The 18,877-nt window shown below is 56.8% G+C and carries 14 protein-coding genes; 3 read left to right on the top strand and 11 right to left on the bottom strand.

All coding sequences use genetic code 11. The features are described 5' to 3' along the window. Positions 1-201: 201 nt before the first annotated feature. The 3 genes from yegS to ACMV5H_RS09395 all read right to left on the bottom strand — a co-directional run bounded on the left by yegS (position 202) and on the right by ACMV5H_RS09395 (position 3,509). The gene (yegS, locus tag ACMV5H_RS09405; protein WP_414821736.1) at positions 202-1,101 is read right to left on the bottom strand and encodes a lipid kinase YegS; all 900 of its coding nucleotides are present in this window, start codon (positions 1,099-1,101) and stop codon (positions 202-204) included. A 536-nt stretch (positions 1,102-1,637) separates the two neighbouring features. After that, the gene (yegQ, locus tag ACMV5H_RS09400; protein WP_021178794.1) at positions 1,638-2,990 is read right to left on the bottom strand and encodes a tRNA 5-hydroxyuridine modification protein YegQ; all 1,353 of its coding nucleotides are present in this window, start codon (positions 2,988-2,990) and stop codon (positions 1,638-1,640) included. A gap of 180 nt (positions 2,991-3,170) precedes the next feature. Continuing rightward, on the bottom strand, positions 3,171-3,509 hold the full coding sequence (locus ACMV5H_RS09395) for a YegP family protein (RefSeq protein ID WP_021178793.1): 339 nt from the start codon (positions 3,507-3,509) through the stop codon (positions 3,171-3,173). A 347-nt stretch (positions 3,510-3,856) separates the two neighbouring features. On the opposite strand from ACMV5H_RS09395, the gene ACMV5H_RS09390 reads away from it, so the two are divergent. Further along, positions 3,857-4,120 carry an antitoxin gene (locus ACMV5H_RS09390; RefSeq protein WP_021178792.1) on the top strand — a complete coding sequence of 88 codons (264 nt, stop codon included), beginning with the start codon at positions 3,857-3,859 and terminating at the stop codon, positions 4,118-4,120. 3 nt (positions 4,121-4,123) lie between these two features. Then, complete coding sequence (locus ACMV5H_RS09385) at positions 4,124-4,513, top strand: type II toxin-antitoxin system VapC family toxin (protein ID WP_021807143.1); 390 nt, start codon at positions 4,124-4,126, stop codon at positions 4,511-4,513. 3 nt (positions 4,514-4,516) lie between these two features. On the opposite strand, the gene baeR is transcribed toward ACMV5H_RS09385, so the two are convergent. The 6 genes from baeR to ACMV5H_RS09355 are packed head-to-tail and all read right to left on the bottom strand — an operon-like array spanning position 4,517 to position 15,550. Then, on the bottom strand, positions 4,517-5,233 hold the full coding sequence (gene baeR / locus ACMV5H_RS09380) for a two-component system response regulator BaeR (RefSeq protein WP_094982771.1): 717 nt from the start codon (positions 5,231-5,233) through the stop codon (positions 4,517-4,519). A 12-nt stretch (positions 5,234-5,245) separates the two neighbouring features. Continuing rightward, on the bottom strand, positions 5,246-6,616 hold the full coding sequence (gene baeS, locus ACMV5H_RS09375) for a two-component system sensor histidine kinase BaeS (RefSeq protein WP_115159543.1): 1,371 nt from the start codon (positions 6,614-6,616) through the stop codon (positions 5,246-5,248). Beyond that, positions 6,613-8,058, bottom strand: a complete 1,446-nt coding sequence (locus tag ACMV5H_RS09370; protein WP_414821735.1) for an MFS transporter — start codon at positions 8,056-8,058, stop codon at positions 6,613-6,615. The genes baeS and ACMV5H_RS09370 overlap by 4 nt, the downstream gene beginning before the upstream one ends. Before the next feature lie 33 nt (positions 8,059-8,091). Beyond that, on the bottom strand, positions 8,092-11,172 hold the full coding sequence (gene mdtC / locus ACMV5H_RS09365; protein WP_021807139.1) for a multidrug efflux RND transporter permease subunit MdtC: 3,081 nt from the start codon (positions 11,170-11,172) through the stop codon (positions 8,092-8,094). Beyond that, positions 11,169-14,288: an MdtB/MuxB family multidrug efflux RND transporter permease subunit gene (locus ACMV5H_RS09360; RefSeq protein WP_115159541.1), complete on the bottom strand. Its 3,120-nt coding sequence runs from the start codon at positions 14,286-14,288 to the stop codon at positions 11,169-11,171. Before ACMV5H_RS09360 ends, mdtC begins: the two co-directional genes overlap by 4 nt. Next, entirely contained in the window at positions 14,288-15,550 is a 1,263-nt protein-coding gene (locus ACMV5H_RS09355) for an MdtA/MuxA family multidrug efflux RND transporter periplasmic adaptor subunit (protein ID WP_414821734.1), read from the bottom strand. Before ACMV5H_RS09355 ends, ACMV5H_RS09360 begins: the two co-directional genes overlap by 1 nt. A gap of 254 nt (positions 15,551-15,804) precedes the next feature. On the opposite strand from ACMV5H_RS09355, the gene ACMV5H_RS09350 reads away from it, so the two are divergent. After that, complete coding sequence (locus tag ACMV5H_RS09350) at positions 15,805-16,758, top strand: aldo/keto reductase (protein WP_021807136.1); 954 nt, start codon at positions 15,805-15,807, stop codon at positions 16,756-16,758. Positions 16,759-16,800: 42 nt separating this feature from the next. On the opposite strand, the gene ACMV5H_RS09345 is transcribed toward ACMV5H_RS09350, so the two are convergent. Together ACMV5H_RS09345 and yegD are read right to left on the bottom strand one after the other, a co-directional pair. Then, the gene (locus tag ACMV5H_RS09345; protein ID WP_245209482.1) at positions 16,801-17,346 is read right to left on the bottom strand and encodes a GNAT family N-acetyltransferase; all 546 of its coding nucleotides are present in this window, start codon (positions 17,344-17,346) and stop codon (positions 16,801-16,803) included. Positions 17,347-17,386: 40 nt separating this feature from the next. Continuing rightward, the gene (gene yegD, locus ACMV5H_RS09340; RefSeq protein WP_414821733.1) at positions 17,387-18,739 is read right to left on the bottom strand and encodes a molecular chaperone; all 1,353 of its coding nucleotides are present in this window, start codon (positions 18,737-18,739) and stop codon (positions 17,387-17,389) included. Between the last annotated feature and the right edge of the window lie 138 nt (positions 18,740-18,877).

The raw sequence follows: 18,877 nt of genomic DNA, 5'->3' as shown, positions 1-18,877 counted from the left end.
AGGTCCTGAGAGACAGAGCGGGAATAGTGAGACGGATGAATATAGTTAATATGCTGAAAAAGTTAGGGAATGAGTACAGTAATATGGTCATGGGATGCTGACCATATTACTGGGGATCACTCAGCCCTGTGGGAGAGGGTTAGGGTGAGGGGCGTTACGCCGGGCTAAAGCTTGCTCGATCTGAGCACGTGGCTTATTTGCTTATCCCAGCAGATCGCAATTTGGCGGTAAGCGGCACTTGATAGCATCAGGCAGCACCTCAATGCGGAAATCACGGCCCGTCAGCGGTTCGCCATCAAGGTTAAAGGTGATTTCATGCGGCGCGGTGATTTCCAGCCATGGCAATGAGGCATCGACTACGTTGCTGTTTTCCTCACCGCTGAACAAGATATTGACCAGCGTAGGCAGCAACTCTTCGGCGGTGAGCAGGCGCACCTGCAATAAACCATCGTTAATCAGCGCCCCAGGGCAAAGTTTCTGCCCACCCCCGGCCTGCCTACCGTTGCCAATACCGATCACCAGCGCTTCTCCGGTCCAATGGAAATCTGGCCCGCGGATCTCGCAACTGTCGGCTTTCAGCGCATCCAGGCGCAGCAGCCCATGAATAAAATAGGAAACGCCCCCCAGCGCAGCCTTCAGTTTTTCCGGGGTTTCGGTGGTGATGCGGGTGCCAAAGCCGCCGGTCGCCATATTGATGAAATAGCGCTCGTCATTGACCTTGGCCAGATCGATCGGCACCGCTCGGCCCTTGATGGCTAACTGCAAGGCCAAATCTGGTTGTAAGGGAATAGAGCAGGCGGTAGCAAAGTCGTTGGCGGTGCCCAGCGGCAGTATGCCGAGTATTGGGCGAAACTCTGCGGGCAGTTGTGCCAATGCGGCAGCGACCTCGTTGATGGTACCGTCGCCACCCCCGGCGATCACGGTTTCAACCCTCAGTTGGCTAGCCTCTTTGACGTAACGAGCGGCATCCCCCAGTTCCCAGGTGACGCGGACATGCAGGGTCTGGCCCTCATGGCGCAGCAGGTTCACCGCTGCGCGAACTTCCTCGTTGCCGGAGCTTTTACCATTGATGATAAGCAGTGCTGGTGCATATTGGTGCATTCCTGATCCTTATGGCGAAAAACGAATCGGCTGTCAAACGGTGGCCAGGTGGGGCTTCCCAGTAGTTTGAACCCTAAACCAAGCCATTAACGATAAACCACAATCCGGTAGCGGGCCATAAGAATATTCAGGTAATGCCGCGTTTGGCTGCTACAGGGTATTTATATAATCAATGCCCAATGGGGGGAAATACCTTTCTTTCACGCAAGTTAAGCGTTGGTATTAACGACCTTATTAATCGCTATAGAATAATTTATATATTGCAGGGAAAATGATAAGCCGCTTGGCGCAATGCAAGAAATATCCTAAAAAAACCAATGAAATTTTCAGCTGATTGAAATTTAAGGGGATAAAAAAGAAAAGGCCAACCCAAGGGAGATTGGGCTGGCTAAGGAGGTGGTTCCTAGTATTGCTATGCAAATATTTTCGTTATTAGTTTTAAGCAGCCTGATAATAACCAAGCTGCGCGCTAATTGATGTGATCTGATTCTAATATTTGCCAAAAATTGCCACCCAGGTGGGTGGCGATAAACATCTTAACCGTTCTGGCTATCGTCCTGCGGCAAATTGCGGATCAACAACGCATAATTGAGGTCGATATCCTCGGGGATCGGCAAATAAACGATATGGCCGTTGCCCGGAGCGACATCGATCGTCTCGCCCTTCTTGTTCTGCAGGCTTTCCAGGGTAAACAACACGTTACCCCCTGGCGTCATCATCTCTACGCTGTCACCGACCAGGAATTTATTTTTTACATCCACTTCTGCCCAGCCGTTACGGCGCACCCCGGTAAATTCTCCGACAAACTGCTGCAGTTCGGAAATGGAGGAACCGTAATCATAGTTCTGGTGGGCATCATGCGTATGGCGGCGCAGGAAACCTTCGGTATAGCCACGATGAGCCAGGCCTTCCAGCGTGGTTAGCAGGCTGGGGTCGAAGGGCTTACCGGCAACGGCGTCGTCAATGGCACGGCGATAAACCTGTGCGGTACGGGCGCAGTAATAAAACGACTTGGTACGGCCTTCAATCTTCAGCGAATGTACGCCCAACTGGGTGAGTCGCTCTACGTGCTGGATGGCACGCAGATCTTTTGAGTTCATGATGTAGGTGCCGTGCTCGTCCTCAAACGCGCTCATGTACTCGCCGGGTTTCTGCGCTTCGGAAAGCATAAAGACTTTATCGGTTGGTGCGCCAATGCCCAGCGTCGGCTCAACGTTTTGCACCGCGATAGGCTCATGCAGATGCACGATGCTGCCGGTATCGTCTTCCTTGCCTTCTTCTGCCTTGTACTGCCAGCGGCAGGCATTGGTGCAGGTGCCTTGGTTGGGATCGCGTTTGTTGATGTAACCGGAAAGCAGGCAGCGGCCGGAATAGGCCATGCACAGTGCGCCATGCACGAAGATCTCCAGCTCCATTTCTGGTACCTGGCTACGGATTTCCGCCACTTCATCCAGCGACAGCTCGCGGGAAAGGATCACCCGCGTCAAGCCCATCTGCTGCCAGAACTTCACCGTTGCCCAGTTGACCGCGTTAGCCTGCACCGAGAGGTGAATGTCCATCTGCGGGAAGGCTTCGCGCACCATCATGATCAAACCGGGGTCGGACATGATTAGCGCGTCCGGGCCCATGTCGATCACCGGTTTCAGGTCACGCAGGAAGGTTTTCAGTTTGGCGTTGTGTGGCGCGATGTTAACCACCACGTAGAACCTTTTGCCTAGCGCATGGGCTTCGTTAATCCCGAGCTGCAGGTTCTCGTGGTTAAATTCGTTATTACGTACCCGCAGGCTGTAACGCGGCTGGCCAGCGTAAACCGCATCGGCCCCATAGGCAAAGGCGTAACGCATGTTTTTCAGCGTTCCCGCCGGGGAGAGGAGTTCTGGTGTAAACATAGTGATTCTCGGTCTGATTTCAGGTCAGCACCGCGCCACCCAATGGCGCAGTGAAAGCGGGGGATTGTAGCGGCAGCCCGCCAAGAAATCAGCAATTAACCGGAAATTTTCAAGGGAGATTGATCTTCATCATCAGAAAAACCGCGCGGTAGTGGATACCGCGCGCAGGCCGGATGAGATTTATACGCTTAAATCACGCACGTCTGTGGTTGGGCCATTCTTGATCACCGACTGAATCCCGCCTTTCGCTGCGCTATCCGAGCTGTACATCTGGCTGGTGCCAATCACCTGATGGTTTTTGGCTTTCAGCACGAAATAGGGTTTGTTGTTGCTGCTGATTTTCACTTCAAACTGCGCCTCATGAGGCGAATTGGTTTGCACGGACGCAATCCCGTTTTCCGCCGAGGCTTTGCTGGCATACATCTCGCTGGAGAGAATGATCTCGCCATTGCTGGCCTTCAGGTTGAAGTGATATTGCCCGTTGCTCGATTTTGTCAGCTCATAATGTCCGCTTGCCATGGTCCTGCTCCTGATTAGTGCCAATAAGTGAGATAAGTGTAGCTAATGTCTCAGCAAGCGCTTTTTTTAACGGTGAAGTAATGCGTACCAGTGCACAGAAATGGGTGGCTTGTTGTATTCGTTGCCAGGTTGGGCTGGAGGGAGGTTGCCCCTGGTTACATTGGCGATTGCGTAGCGGTTCGCATCGTTGGCATAAAACGTTAGGAGGCAGATGATTTTGCTACGTTGAGAGGATAGGGTGGCTGATATCCGCATTCCTTATGCGAACAAAAAACAGGCAGCTTGGCCTTGGCATCCACTCAAAATAGGCATATGCTTTGGCCTATGCCAGCGTGAGGAGGTGCAATATGGAAAGAGTCGCCAAGCTTTTTAAAAACGGTAGAAATCAGGCGGTGAGATTGCCAGTGGAATTCGAATTCGATGTCGATCAGGTTTATATTCGCCGGGATGAACAGGGTAACGTTATCTTGTCGAAGCATCCAATGAAATTGGACTCCTGGCAACCGCTACTGACCATGCTGCAAAACGTGGCGGTTCCTGCTGACTTCCTGACTGCTGACGATCGCCAGCAAGGGGTAGCAGAACGGGATCCGTTCAAGGAGGAACAGTAAGTCATGTATATGTTCGACACTAACACGGTGAGCCAGCTTTTTCGTCAACATCCCCGGCTGCTTGCGGCTATGGGCCGGGTACCGCCATCGTCGGTGTGTATTTCCAGCATAACCCAGGCGGAACTGCTTTATGGTGTCGCCAAGCGGCAGAACAAGGCGCTAAAACAGACGGTGATGATGTTCCTGGACGCCGTCACCGTTTACTCCTGGGACTCTGCGGCGGCGCATTGCTATGGTGTCATGCGCGCAAGTATGGAAAAACAAGGCAGACCGATGGGGGCGTTGGATCAGCTTATTGCCGCACATGCGGTAAGCCGTGGTGCAACCATAGTGACCAGCGATCGGGCTTTCACTATGGTCGCGGAGCTTGAGGTGGAAGACTGGACGCTGTAAGCGTTACAGCCCATTGACCAGCCGACACTGTTCGGCTTCCCAGCGGTAGCCCACCCCGTAGACCGAACGGATAAACGCCTTGTCGCCGTCGATCAGCTCCAGCTTGCGGCGCAGGTTCTTGATATGGCTATCGATGGTACGGTCTGTCACCACCCGGTAATCGTCGTACAGATTGTTCAGCAGTTGTTCGCGTGAAAACACGTTGCCCGGTTGGCAGGCCAGGGTTTTCAGCAGGCGGAATTCCGCCGGAGTCAGATCCAGGATATGGCCCTGATAGCTGGCCTGAAAGCGTGGCTCATCAATCTGCAACAGTGAATCATCATCGCTATGTTCCTGGGGCCGATAGCAACGGCGCAGGATGGTTTTCACCCTGGCAACCACTTCGCGCGGGCTGTAAGGCTTGCAGATGTAGTCATCCGCCCCGATCTCCAGCCCCAGCAGGCGGTCGATCTCCTCGATTTTGGCGGTCACCATGATGACGGGGATATCGGTAAAACGGCGTAGCTCACGGCAAACGGTTAAGCCATCGCAGCCTGGCAGCATCAAATCCAGCAAAATAAGCGCCGGTGGATGTTCATGCACCGCCGGGATCACCTCGCTGCCGTTGCTCAGCCAGCGGGTGACGTAGCCAGCAGCCTGCAGATAATCTACCAACAGTTGGCCCAGCTTGGGTTCATCTTCCACAATCAAGATTTGTAGTGGCTGATTTTGGTTTTCCATCAAACAACCTTATTATTCACCAGAGATGGGGAAATCTACTGTAATGCGCACGCCGCCTAAAGGCGAGTGTTGTGCGCGGATCTCGCCGCCATGTGCCTCCACAATGTTCTGACAGATGGAGAGCCCCAGCCCCGAACCGCCGCTGGCGCGGTTACGCGATCCTTCAGTGCGATAAAAGCGTTCGAAGATGAGAGCCAACTGCTCGTCATTCACTCCTGGGGCGCTGTCCTGCCAGTAAATCCGCACCGTTCCCGGCAGGCGTTCGATACCAATCTCCAGCCGACCACCGGCATCGGTATAGCGTTGGCTGTTTTCCAACAGGTTGTTGAATAACTGGAGCAGTCGGTCAGGATCGCCAAACAGTGGCATCTGTTCCGGTAGATAGGTGACGATTTCCAACTGTTTGGTATGAAAACGTTCACGGAAGGCCGCCACTGCGATCTGCACCAGATGCACACAATCTACCGGCAATTTACGGTAGGCGAGGGCACCGAGATCGGAGAGTGACAGTTGGTGCAGATCGTCCACCAATTTGGTGAGGGTTGAGACTTCCGCCTGTAGCGAACTGAGCGAAGCCGGTGTGGGTTGGCGAACGCCGTCTTGCAGCGCCTCTAACTCACCACGCAGTACCGCCAGTGGGGTACGCAGCTCGTGGGAAACATCCGCCATTAGCGCCCGCCGCATCTGTTCGTTCTTTTCCAGCGAGGTGGCAAGCTGGTTGAAATCCTGTGCCAGCCGACCCAGCTCATCTTGGCTGCTGACCGCCACCCGAGCGCTGAAATCACCCGCCGCTAGCCGATGGGTACCAGCAACCAGGCGTTTAACCGGTGCCAGCAGGCCGCGCGACATCAGCCAGGTGACTGCCGCCGCCAACAAGGTGGATAGCCCAACGATCATCCAGCTGGTGCGCTTCTGTTGGCGATCGAAGTTGATGTCCGCATTGCGCGTCAGCTTTTCCGGTGGAGTCGCCACCACCCAACCGACGATCTGATTGTTGTAATGGATCGGGTGTCGGGTGCTTTCTTTCGGGATCGGGCCGGAATGACCCACCAGCCGGTTATACTGGCTGTCCACCACCCAGAATTGGGTGCGCCAGCCCTTGGGGGGCAGATTGTGGCTACTGTCGCTGTTCTGCTCAAACGAACGCATGATCTGATACACCACCTGATCGTTGTTTCGCAGAAATTCCCAGTTGCCGTGGCGGCGATACTGATCTTCCAACGCGTCGCCGAGCATGCTGATGCGTTGCTCGTTGCTGTGCTTGATATAGTCGATAAAACCCCGTTCAAAGCTGACGCGTACGCCCCAGTGCATGGTGATCAACACCAACATGCAGGTGGCGAAGATCGCCATAAACAGCTTGCCGGTTATGCCAATTCTCATTGTTTCCTCGTGGAGCCGGTGCCCGGCTCTTTGGTCAACGTGCGGTTGGGGGCGATGTCGGTCGGTACGCGGGCGAAAGCAAGCGCCGGCAGGGCAATAATCAGCGCCATGCAGCCATAGCTGTAGATAAAGGCGTTGTGGATAGCCGGGCTATCGGCCACCACCTGATGATGCGCGAAGCTGCCAATCAGGATCCCGGCAATGCTGACGCCCAGGCTCATGGATAGCTGCATCACCATAGACAGTAGGCTGTTGCCGCTGCTGGCGAGCCGATCGGGCAGATCTTTGAGCGTCAGGGTATTCATGGCGGAAAAACGCAGGGAGTTAACCATGCCTTGGAAGAAGAGTATCACCGGCAGCAGATAAACCCAGCCCAGTATCGCCACCAGCGGAAAACTCAGGGTAACCAGCGCCAGCATCAGGGTGGCGGCCACCAGTACATTGCGATAACCGAAGCGGTTAACCACCTGCACCACGATGCGCTTCATGCCCATGCTGCCGATGATCATCGGGATCATCATCAATCCGGCGTGGAACGGGGAAAATCCCATGCCCACTTGCAAAAACAACGGGGTCATAAAGGGCAACATCCCGCTGCCGATCCGCCCCAACAGGCTGCCGGTCAGACCGATGCGGTAGGTTGCCGTCTTGAATAGTCGTAGTGAGAACAGCGCCCGGCTGTTACCTCGGGCATGCAACCAGTAACCAGCCAGCGCAGCGCAACCCATTGCCACCAGCCCGGCGATGGTGGCAGAGGAAAGCCCCATGCCTTTATGCCCGTCGAGCGCCAGCGTCAGCGTCGCCATGCCAATTGCCAACATGATAAAGCCGCTGATATCGAAACGCCGGGTCTGCATGGTGTAATTGGGCATCAGCAGCGCGGTGGCAATCGCTCCGGCGATCCCCACGGGAATGTTGATCAGGAAGATCCAGTGCCAACTGGCGTATTGCACCAGAAAGCCCCCCAAGGCGGGTCCCATCAGCGGGCCGATCTGGCCGGGCAGGGTGACGAAGGTCATCGCCGCCATATACTGTTCACGCGGGACGATTTTCATCACCGTCAGCCTGCCGACCGGCACCATCATCGCGCCGCCGATGCCCTGTATCACGCGGGAGGCCACCAGCTCATTCAGGGTTTCCGAACGGGCGCACAGGATCGACCCGAGCGTGAACAGCACGATGGCGCTGAAGAATACCCGTTTGACACCTACCCGATCCGCCAGCCATCCGCTGGCAGGAAGCATTACTGCGACCGTCAGCACATAGGAAACAATCACCGACTGCATGCGCAGCGGGTTTTCCCCCAGGCTGGCTGCCATGGAGGGCAGCGCGGTATTGACGATGGTGGTATCCAGCGTCTGCATAAAGAAGCCGAAAGCCACGATCCACAGCTGCCATCGCACCGAGGTGGACCCTGGTGGGGCGCTGGGTTTGATGTTCATCTCATAGGCCCTTATCTCCCGCGTTGCTGCCGATCAGTGAGGCAGCGGCGTCAGTTTTTTACCGCGACGGAACTTCATCTGCAAGCGGTCAAAGTACAGATAGATCACCGGCGTGGTATACAGCGTCAACAATTGGCTCATCAGCAGCCCCCCGGCGATGGTGATCCCCAGCGGCTGCCTCAGCTCCGCCCCGTCCCCGCTGGTCAGAACCAGCGGCAAGGCGCCAAACAGGGCCGCCAACGTCGTCATCATGATGGGGCGAAAACGCAGTAAGCAGGCCTGGAAGATGGCCTCACGGGCGCTGATCCCGCCGTTGCGTTGCGCATCCAGGGCAAAGTCGACCATCATGATGGCATTCTTTTTAACGATACCAATCAACAGCATAATCCCGATTAGCGCAATCAGGCTAAACGGCGCGTCAAACAGTTCCAGTGCCAGCAATGCCCCGACTCCGGCAGAAGGTAGCGTGGACAGTATGGTCAGCGGATGGATATAGCTCTCATACAAAATACCTAGCACGATATATACCGTGGCGATGGCCGCCGCGATCAGGAACAGCTGTGATTTCAGCGTTTCCTGAAACACCTGTGCGGTACCGGCAAACGAGCCTCGCACGGTGGAGGGAACTCCCAGCTGCGTCATGGTACGTTCGATGGCTGCCGTCGCCTCGGACAGGCTGCCACCGTCTGGCAGGTTGAACGAGATGGTAGAGGCTGCCGACAGCCCCTGATGGTTCACCGCCAGCGGTGCGTTGGCTGGCCGCCATTGGGCAAAGTAAGACAGCGGGATCGGCTGACCGCTGCTGTTGATCACAAACATTTTGTCCAGCGAGCTCACGTCCTGGGTATAGGGCGGAGCCACCTCCATCACCACTTTGTATTGGTTCAGCGGCTGATAGATGGTGGAAATCTGGCGTTGTCCGAAAGCGTTGTTGAGCAGGTTGTTGGCGTCGTTGACCGAAATGCCCAGCCGCGACATGGTTTCGCGATCGTAGGTCAGATCCATTTCCGAGCCTTTGTCCTGCTGATCGGAGTTGACGTCCGCGAGCTCTGGCAACGCTGCCAGCGCGGTGCGGATCTTCGGCTCCCATTCGCGCAGTGCGCCAAGATCGTCGGCCAGCAGCGTGTATTGATAACTGGCGTTGGCCTGCCGCCCACCGACGCGAATGTCTTGTACAGCCATCAGGAACAGGCTGGCCCCCGGCTCTTTAGCCAGTTTGGCACGCAGGCGGGCGATCACCTTCTGAGCATCATCGGTGCGTTCCGACAGCGGTTTGAGGGAGATAAACATCGAGCCGCTATTGGTGCGCGAACCGCCGGTGAAACCGGTGACGTTATCCACGTCCTTGTCTTCCCGCACGATCTTCATAAATTCTTGCAGCTTACCGCGCATTGCCTGAAACGAAATGCTCTGGTCGGCCTGGATAAAGCCCATCAGGCGGCCGGTATCCTGCTCGGGGAAGAAGGTTTTTGGAATACTGATGTACAGCCAGACGTTGAGGGCAATCGTGGCCAGGAACACTGCCATTACCCAGCGAGAATGGCCCAATACCCAGTTGAGTGAGCGGCCATAGCCCTGCTGCAAACCCAGCAACATGCGGCCAAAACCCCGAATACGACGCTGTTCGCGCGGTGGCTGGTAGCGCAGCAGATAGGCGCACATCATCGGCGTCAGCGTGAGTGAAATCAGTAACGAAAGCCCGATTGACACCGAAAGCGTCACGGCAAATTCGCGGAACAGCCTGCCTGGCAAGCCGGCCATAAACAGCAAGGGGATAAACACCGCCACCAGCGATACGCTCATGGAAAGCACGGTGAAACCGACCTCACGTACCCCTACCAGTGCGGCCTTGATTGGTTTCATCCCGGCCTCGACGTGGCGTGAAATGTTTTCCAGCACCACGATGGCATCATCCACCACAAAGCCGGTGGCGATGGTGAGCGCCATCAGCGACAAGTTGTTCAGGCTGAAGCCGCACAGGTACATGGCGGCGAAGGAACCGATCAGGGAAACCGGTACGGCCACTGCCGGGATCAGCGTTGCGCGGCCAGAGCGCAGGAAGATGAAGACCACCAGGATCACCAGCCCGATGGCGATCACCAGTGATTGCTCTACTTCGGCCAGTGAGGCACGGATCGTCGGTGAGCGATCCTGGGCAATATTCAGTTCGATCGAGGCGGGGATGTTCTCCCGCAACGCGGGCAACTCGGCGCGGATACGATCCACGGTTTGAATGATATTGGCGCCGGGAGCACGGCTGATGGTGAGAATGATGGCTGGTTTGGCGTTGGTCATCCCGGCGTTGCGTACGTCCTGGACCGAATCGATGACGTTGGCCACGTCGCTCAACCGTACCGCCGCGCCGTTGTTATAGTGAATCACCAACGGCTGGTAGGCCGCCGCGGTTTTCAATTCGTCGTTGGCCTGGATCTGCCAGCGCTGCTGCGGGTCATCCACCGCGCCTTGCGGGCGGCGTACGTTGGCGTTGGCGATGGTTTGCCTTACCGCATCCAGTGAAATCCCCTGGTTGAATAAGGCACCGGGATTAAGCTCCACGCGTACCGCAGGTAGGGAACTGCCGCCGACCGAGACATCGCCTACGCCTTCCGTCTGGGCAATCTTTTGCGCCAACTGTGTTGAAGCGAAGTCATACAGCTGCCCTTGGTTGTAGGTATCCGAAGTCAGCGTCAGGATCATGATTGGCGCGTCGGACGGGTTGATCTTGCGATAGGTGGGTCGGCTTGGCATCCCGGTAGGCAACAGGCTTTGGGCGGCGTTAATTGCAGCCTGTACGTCACGTGCAGCCCCGTTGATATCGCGATCGAGATCGAACTGTAGGATCACTCTGGTGCTGCCAAGTGAACTCGTCGAGGTCATTTCATTCACCCCGGCGATCCGGCCCAGGGCCCGCTCCAGCGGTGTAGCTACCGAGGAGGCCATGGTTTCCGGATCGGCGCCAGGTAACGAAGCGCTCACCAGAATGACGGGGAAATCCACCTGCGGCAGCGGCGATACCGGCAGCAGCCGAAAGCCAATCACCCCGGCGATGGTGATCGCCAGCGTCAACAGCGTTGTGGCAACCGGCCGGTAGATAAACAGGGCAAAGAATTTCACGGCAGCTCCTGCGGTTCTGGCTGGCGGTGGGTATTGCGAGCCAATTTATCAAACAGCAGGTAAATCACCGGCGTGGTGAACAGCGTCAGGATCTGGCTCATCACCAGACCACCGACCATACAGACACCCAGCGGGCGGCGCAATTCTGCCCCGACGCCAGTACTCAGCATCAGCGGCAATGCTCCCAGCAGCGCGGCCAGCGTGGTCATCAGGATCGGGCGAAAACGCAGCAGGCAGGCTTGATAGATGGCGTCGTACGGCGTCATCCCTTGCTCACGCTCGGCAGCCAGCGCAAAGTCGATCATCATGATAGCGTTCTTTTTCACGATGCCGATCAGCAAGATGATGCCGATAATGGCGATCACATCCAGCTCATGGCCGGAAAGCATCAGTGCCAGCAGGGCCCCGACACCGGCGGTGGGCAGGGTCGAAAGAATGGTCACCGGGTGGATAAAGCTCTCATACAGCACGCCCAGCACGATATACATCGCGACCACCGCCGCCAGGATCAGCCACAGCGTGCTGCCAAGGGCAGCCTGGAACGCCAGCGTGGCGCCCTGGAACTGGGTGGTGATGTCTTTGGGCATATTGAGGTCTTTCTCAGCCTGAGTAATGGCCTCTACCGCTTCCCCGAGCGAGTAATTACCGGCCACGTTAAACGACACGGTGGCCGACGGGAACTGATCGAGATGGTTGATCGACAGCGGGCCAAAGCGCTCTTCTATTTTGGCGATGGTGCTTAATGGCACGATGGTGCCGTTGCTGCTGGTCAGGCGGATATCGTTTAACGCGGAAAGCCCTGGTGTGCTGGAGACATCATGCTCCAGTACCACCCGATATTGGTTGGCCTGGGTGTAAATGGTCGAGATCAGGCGCTGACCGAAGGCGTTATACAGTGCATTATCGACATCGCTCATAGTGATGCCAAGGCGCGAGGCCGAGTCTCGATCGACATTCACATAGGCCACCAGCCCCTGATCCTGCCAGTTGCTGGTCACTTCGGCCAGTTGCGGGGCCTGCTGCAATTCGGCCATCAACTTCGGCACCCACAGGCTGAGTTCATCCAATGACATCGCCTGAAGGGTAAACTGGTACTGCGTGCGGCTCACCTGGGTGTCGATGGTCAGATCCTGCACCGGTTGCAGATACAGCTTCAAGCCGGGGAACTGCGTCGTCTGTTGCTGCAGGCGGGTAATGATCGCCGGGATGCGATCGCTCCGTTCGCTCAGTGGTTTAAGGTTGATCTGCAAACGGCCGCTGTTGAGCGTGGCGTTGCTGCCGTCCACGCCAACAAAGGACGTCAGGCTTTCTACCGCCGGATCCTTGAGGATTTCGGCAGCAACCTGCTGCTGGCGCTCGGCCATGTTACTGAATGAAACGCTCTGTGGCGCTTCCAGCGTACCCTGAATAATGCCGTTATCCTGCACCGGGAAGAAGCCTTTCGGCATCAGCAGATACAGCAACACGGTCAGCGCCATGGTGCCGAAGACGACGCCTAACGTCAGCCACTGATGGTTCAGCACCACTTTCAGCCACACGCCGTATTGGGCGATCACCCGGTCAAAGAAACGCTCGCAAGCGCGAGAGAAACGGTTTTGCTTACGCAACGATTCGTGGCTAAGCATCCGGGCGCACATCATCGGCGTCAGCGTCAGCGAAACCAGCGCGGAAATCAGGATCGCCACTGCCAGCGTCACCGCAAACTCGCGGAACAGACGGCCAACGATATCGCCCATAAACAGCAGTGGGATCAGCACCGCTACCAGCGAGAAGGTCAGCGAGATAATGGTAAAGCCGATCTCTCCTGCCCCTTTCAGCGCCGCGTCGAGCGGTTTTTCACCTTTTTCGATATAGCGCGAGATATTCTCGATCACCACGATGGCGTCATCCACCACAAAGCCGGTGGCGATGGTCAGCGCCATCAGCGTCAGGTTGTTGATGGAGAAGTCGAGGAAATACATGACGGCAAAGGTGCCCACCAGGGAAAGCGGCACCGCCACGCTCGGGATAATGGTGGCGGGAACGTTACGCAGGAAGACGTAGATCACCATGATGACCAGGGCGATCGCCAGCAGCAGCTCAAACTGTACGTCACTGACCGAGGCCCGGATGGTGGTGGTGCGGTCGGTCAGCACCTTCACATCTACCGATTTTGGCAGGCTTTTGATCAGCTCTGGCAGCATCTCGCGAATACTGTCGGCGGTGGTGATCACGTTGGCACCCGGCTGGCGCTGAATATTCAGCACGATGGCCTGTTCTTTATTGGCCCATGCCGCCAGGCGGTTGTTCTCTGCGCCTTGCTCAATGGTGGCGATATCTTGCAGGCGGATGGCTGCGCCGTTCTGATAGGCGATAATCAGCTGACGGTAATCCTCAGCGGTTTTCATCTGATCGTTGGCAGAGAGCGTGACCGAACGCGTCGGGCCGTCCAGGCTACCTTTGGCCGAGTTGACGTTGGCGTTACTGATGGCGGTGCGAATGGTTTCGCTATCCAGCCCATAGGCGGCGACCGCCGTAGCATTGAGTTTCACCCGTACGGCCGGGCGCTGGCCGCCGGAAATGGTGACCAGACCGACCCCGGTAACCTGCGAAATCTTTTGCGCCACCCGGGTTTCCACCATGTCTTCTACCTGGGTCATCGGCATGGCGGTCGAGGTGACGGCCAGCGTCAGGATCGGTGGATCGGCCGGGTTAACCTTGCTGTAAATCGGCGGGTAGGGCAGATCGTTGGGCAGCAGGTTGGTGGCGGCATTGATGGCCGCCTGCACTTCCTGCTCGGCAACGTCCAGCGGCAGTTCAAGCTGGAATTGCAGGGTGATCACCGAGGCGCCACCGGAGCTCTGCGAGGCCATCTGCTTAAGGCCGGACATCTGGCCAAACTGGCGCTCCAACGGCGCGGTGATCGCCGAGGTGACCACATCCGGGCTGGCGCCAGGGTAGAGTGTGACGATCTGGATGGTTGGGTAATCCACTTCCGGCAGGGCAGAAACGGGCAGTGAGCGATAGCCAATGATCCCGGCCAGCATGATAGCCAGCATAAACAGCGTGGTGGCTACCGGGCGAAGAATAAACAGGCGGGAAGGCCCACCGCCGCTATGGGGGGACATCGACTGCATCAGGAGTTCCCCTGAGGTTTAGCGCGGTGCTTCGGTTGTTCTGCATTCGGGGTGGCCGTCGATGTATGAGGGGCCACCACTTCAACCTGCATGCCTTCGGTCAGGCGGTCGATCCCGTCGGTGACGACGCGGTCGCCCGCATTGACCCCGGCACTAATGACCACCTGCTGGCTATCCTGAATACCTGCGGTCACCAGATGTTTGCTGACCTTATTGTCTGCGCTCAGCAGCCAGACGAAGTTACCTTCGTTGCCCATTTGCAGCGCGGCGGTGGGGATCACCACCGCATTTTGCAGGGTGGCAACCTTCAGCCGGGCGTTAACGAACTGATTCGGGAACAGCGCATCGTCCTGATTATCGAAGCGAGCCTTCAGTTTAATGGTGCCCGTCGCGGTATCGATCTGGTTATCCAGGCTCAATAACTCACCGGTGGTTAACAAATGCTGGTTGGTGCGGTCCCAAGCCTCGACGTTCACGGGGCCAGCTTTTTGCGCTTTGACCAGATCGGCGATATTGCTCTCTGGTAGGGTAAAGACTACATCGATCGGATGCGTTTGGGTGATCACCACAATGCCGGTAGTGCTGCCGCTGGCGATGTAATTGCCCACGTCAACCAGCTTAAGGCCCACGCGGCCATCAATCGGTGCGGTGATCTTACTGTAGGTTATTTGCAGTTTGGCGCTGTCCACTGCCCCTTGATCGGCCTTGATAGCCCCTTCGGTCTGGCGAACCAATGACTCCTGGGTATCCAGTTCCTGGCGCGATACCAGATTGGTTTTTGCCAACTGTTGGTAACGGGCGAGGTCGCGTTTGGCATTGGCCAGCGTCGCCTGATCTTTGGCTAACTGCCCCAGAGCCTGAGTTAATTGCACTTCGTAAGGGCGTGGGTCGATCTCAACCAGCAGGTCTCCCGCCTTGACCTGTTGGCCTTCGGTAAAGTGTATCGCCATCAATTGACCATCGACGCGGCTGGTGACGGTCACGGTGTTGGCCGCGGTGGCGGTGCCCAATCCCGAGAGGAAACGCGGCACGCTCTGCACTGTGGCGGTGGCGGCCTGCACTGGAGACATGGGAGCCCCTCGTCTACCACCGGCTCTGCCTGCGGCTCCTGCTGGGCCTGAACCTGCCTGCTGCGCACCCGGCGCTGCACCGGTAGCCTGTGGCGCGCTAAAGTGACGCCAGATCAGAATGGCGCCAAGCACCACGATAACTATGGCTAGCAGGCGCAAGAGCAGTGTGCGGCGTTTGGGTTTTGTATTCATGGCGTTGGGCATTCTCTCCAGAGACAGTCGTGCGGGCAATCTCCTTACAGGATACTAGTTTAGCGAGCCGTCACGGTGTAAAAATGAAGGAAATATGGAGGAAGCGTCAGGTTTGTCGGCAGAGAATGTCTATTTTACCAAAACCACGCTTAGCTAGACATTTTCTGACATATAACCGATTCGTTTTAGCGTTCCAGCCGTTTTCGCGCTAATAATTTAGGGCAAATATTTCCTTTTCCCTCAGGAGCCACATCATGAGCAAGAAACCGTTGGGCCGTTCCGGCATTCAGGTCCCGCAACTGACCTTTGGCGGCAACGTGTTTGGTTGGACTGCAGACGAGGCCACGTCTTTCAGCCTGTTGGATGCGCTGGTAGCCAATCAGCTGAATTTTATTGATACCGCCGACGTTTATTCGAGCTGGGCGCCGGGCAACCAAGGTGGCGAGTCAGAAACGGTGATTGGTAACTGGCTGAAGAAAAGCGGCAAGCGCGACCAGGTGATCATCGCTACCAAGGTGGGAAAACCGATGGGCGAGGGCAAACAAGGCTTGTCGCCACGCTATATTCGTCAGGCCGTAGAGGCTTCGTTGCGCCGCCTGCAAACCGATTATATCGATCTTTATCAGTCCCATGATGATGACCAGGACACTCCGCTGGCAGAAACTCTGTCTGCGTTTGATGAACTGATCAAAGCCGGGAAAGTGCGTGCCATTGGCGCTTCCAACTATCAGGCAGACCGGCTGGTGGAAGCACTGAAAGTCAGCGAGCAAAACGGACTGGCGCGCTATGAAACCCTGCAGCCGGAATATAATCTGTATGCCCGTGAAGGTTATGAGCAGGCGCTGGAAGCGGTGGCGCAGCAACAGGGGCTGGGGGTGATCAACTTCTTCTCACTGGCCAGTGGTTTCCTCACCGGCAAATATCGTAGCGCACAGGACGTGGGTAAGAGCCAGCGCGGAGATACCATTGTGTCGCGTTATCTGAACCCGCGCGGTTTCCGCATTCTGGCAGCCCTCGATCTGCTGGCAGAGAAGCACCAGACTACACCCGCACAGATCTCGTTGGCTTGGCTGATTGCTCGCCCAAGCATCACCGCGCCCATCGTCAGCGCCACCTCGTTAACCCAGTTGGATGAGTTGGTGAGTGCCACTCGGCTCCAATTGGCCGCCGAGGATATCAAGGCGCTGGATGAGGCAAGTGCCTGGTAAGGCCCATAACATCAATTATTATTCAATGAGTTATTATCACCATTACTTGTTTGGCGACAGCTTACGATACAACACATGCTTGCGTAGTGGATGGCCCAGCGGTAAACGGGGATGCTCGAAGGTTTCACCGCTGAAGGTCATCCCGATGCGCTCCATCACCCGGCGGGAAGGGAGATTAATTTCAGCGGTAAAGGACACCACCTCTGGCAGTTGCAGCCTATTGAAAGCGATATCCAGTGCGCAACGTGCCGCTTCGCTGGCATAGCCTTGGCCCCAATGCTCCTTCGCCAACCGCCAGCCAATTTCCACGCAGGGCGAGCAGGGCAGATCGTCGCCAGGAATGGCTAGCCCGACAAAGCCGATAAAGGCAGCCTGATGCTTCACCTCGACGGCCCATAGCCCCCAGCCGTGTTGTTGCATAAATTGGCGGATACGATTGGCCTGGGCGTCGCTTTCAGCTCTGCTTAGCGCTGCCGGGAAATATTTCATCACCTCAGGGTCGCTATTGAGCGCGACAAAGGCGGGCAGATCGCTATCTTGCCAACCGCGCAGCAGCAATCTAGGTGTTTCACCAGTGATGATAGCCATAATGCTCCATTGTCAGGGGCGTTAGCCGCCCCTGCGTTAATCAACGAAACAGCGTCTGCGCCCAGCGTGCCAACCCGGCGGTGACCGAGCCAAAATCGTTGCCACCGACGATCGGGATCCCTGGCAACTGCTGTTGCAGTGCCGTTCTCAGCAGTGGTGAGCGTGCGCTACCACCGGTCAGGTAAATGACCTGCGGCTTACTTTGGCAGGTAGCCAGGGCGGCGCTAACCTGTTCCTGGATACGTAGCAGAGGTTGGGCAATGGCATCGGCCAACTGCTCCTGGCTGATCGTTTCTGCCAGTTCCGGCTGCACAAAATCCAGTTGAGCGCTGATGCTTGTCTGACCCGATAGCGCGATTTTACTCTCTTCCGCCGCACGTACCAGCCGATAGCTCAGGCGCTGCTGATGGACTTTCAACAGCCGTTTCACCTTCTCGGGTTCGGCAGCGTCGCGGATCAGATCGCGCAGCATACGGCCATTGGCCGTGCTGTAGAAATCGATTTGGGCCGGGACGTCGTTGGTCGCTACCGCGTTCCAGTAAGGCAATGCAGGCATGGCAATGCCTTTCTCGGTTTCACCGCCCATACCGAACAGCGGCATCAGCTGTTTGAACGCCAGCATGATATCCAGATCGTTACCGCCTACGCGGCAACCGCTGTGCCCCAACAGGCTCTGTTGGCGATCGGCACGATCGCGCCATTGTGGCCCCATCAGCAGCACCGAGCAGTCGGTGGTGCCGCCGCCGATATCGACCACCAGCACGGTTTTCTCTTCGCTTAGCGTCGCTTCAAAGTCCAGCCCGGCGGCAACCGGTTCGAACTGAAACTCGATCTCTTTGAAACCGGCCCGCTGTGCGGCGCGGTGCAAAATCCCCTGCGCCTGCTGGTTAGCCTCTTCACCGCCGGTGCCCTGGAAGTTGATCGGGCGGCCAATGACGGCCTGATCGATGCTGGTTTGTAATACGCTTTCCGCCTGGCGCTTGATGTGGAACATCATGGCGCACACCAGATCTTCAAATAGCGCAATCTGCTGTGGCTTAAGGCCGTTAGCCCCGAGGAAGGATTTCGGCGAGCGGACAAAATACACTTCTTCCGGATCTTCGATGTAGTGGGCCAGCGCCTGCAGGCCGAACAGCACGCTGTCGCCGTTGACCGGAATATCTTCTTCGCGGTTGAAAGTGATGGCGCGGCGCAGCAGCTGCTGGTTTTCCTCGCTGCCGGTTGGCACCTGCCAGTGGCGATGTAGGCACTCACTCACCGCCTCACGCGTCGGTGCGCACAGCATCGAAGGGAGATACGGTTCGTTGTTTTCCAACGTCAGTAATTCAGGGCCCTGGTCGCGCATAACGGCGACAGAACAGTTGGCAGTGCCATAATCGAAGCCAATAAACATTTTTCGTTCCCCATGCCGATGAAGGGGGGCGACTTTACCCGAGACTGGTCTGCCGAGCAACGAGTGGGCCGCTAACTGGCGAAAAATTTAGCGGCAATCGCGGCGGCATGGTTAACTTGATGGCAGCGATATCAAACA

The organism is Serratia sp. N21D137, assembly GCF_047530005.1.
In the GTDB taxonomy this organism is placed as follows: domain Bacteria; phylum Pseudomonadota; class Gammaproteobacteria; order Enterobacterales; family Enterobacteriaceae; genus Chania; species Chania fonticola_B.
The sequence above is the reverse complement of the archived record's forward strand: the minus strand, read 5'-3'. Positions and strand labels throughout refer to the sequence as shown.

Coding starts and splice junctions, on each gene's coding strand:
- ACMV5H_RS09370 (WP_414821735.1), bottom strand. CDS start 8,058: ATGAACATCAAACCCAGCGCCCCACCAGGGTCCACCTCGGTGCGATGG.
- ACMV5H_RS09345 (WP_245209482.1), bottom strand. CDS start 17,346: ATGGCTATCATCACTGGTGAAACACCTAGATTGCTGCTGCGCGGTTGG.
- yegQ (WP_021178794.1), bottom strand. CDS start 2,990: ATGTTTACACCAGAACTCCTCTCCCCGGCGGGAACGCTGAAAAACATG.
- ACMV5H_RS09360 (WP_115159541.1), bottom strand. CDS start 14,288: ATGCAGTCGATGTCCCCCCATAGCGGCGGTGGGCCTTCCCGCCTGTTT.
- yegS (WP_414821736.1), bottom strand. CDS start 1,101: ATGCACCAATATGCACCAGCACTGCTTATCATCAATGGTAAAAGCTCC.
- ACMV5H_RS09385 (WP_021807143.1), top strand. CDS start 4,124: ATGTATATGTTCGACACTAACACGGTGAGCCAGCTTTTTCGTCAACAT.
- baeR (WP_094982771.1), bottom strand. CDS start 5,233: ATGGAAAACCAAAATCAGCCACTACAAATCTTGATTGTGGAAGATGAA.
- ACMV5H_RS09390 (WP_021178792.1), top strand. CDS start 3,857: ATGGAAAGAGTCGCCAAGCTTTTTAAAAACGGTAGAAATCAGGCGGTG.
- ACMV5H_RS09355 (WP_414821734.1), bottom strand. CDS start 15,550: ATGAATACAAAACCCAAACGCCGCACACTGCTCTTGCGCCTGCTAGCC.
- baeS (WP_115159543.1), bottom strand. CDS start 6,616: ATGAGAATTGGCATAACCGGCAAGCTGTTTATGGCGATCTTCGCCACC.
- ACMV5H_RS09395 (WP_021178793.1), bottom strand. CDS start 3,509: ATGGCAAGCGGACATTATGAGCTGACAAAATCGAGCAACGGGCAATAT.
- ACMV5H_RS09350 (WP_021807136.1), top strand. CDS start 15,805: ATGAGCAAGAAACCGTTGGGCCGTTCCGGCATTCAGGTCCCGCAACTG.
- yegD (WP_414821733.1), bottom strand. CDS start 18,739: ATGTTTATTGGCTTCGATTATGGCACTGCCAACTGTTCTGTCGCCGTT.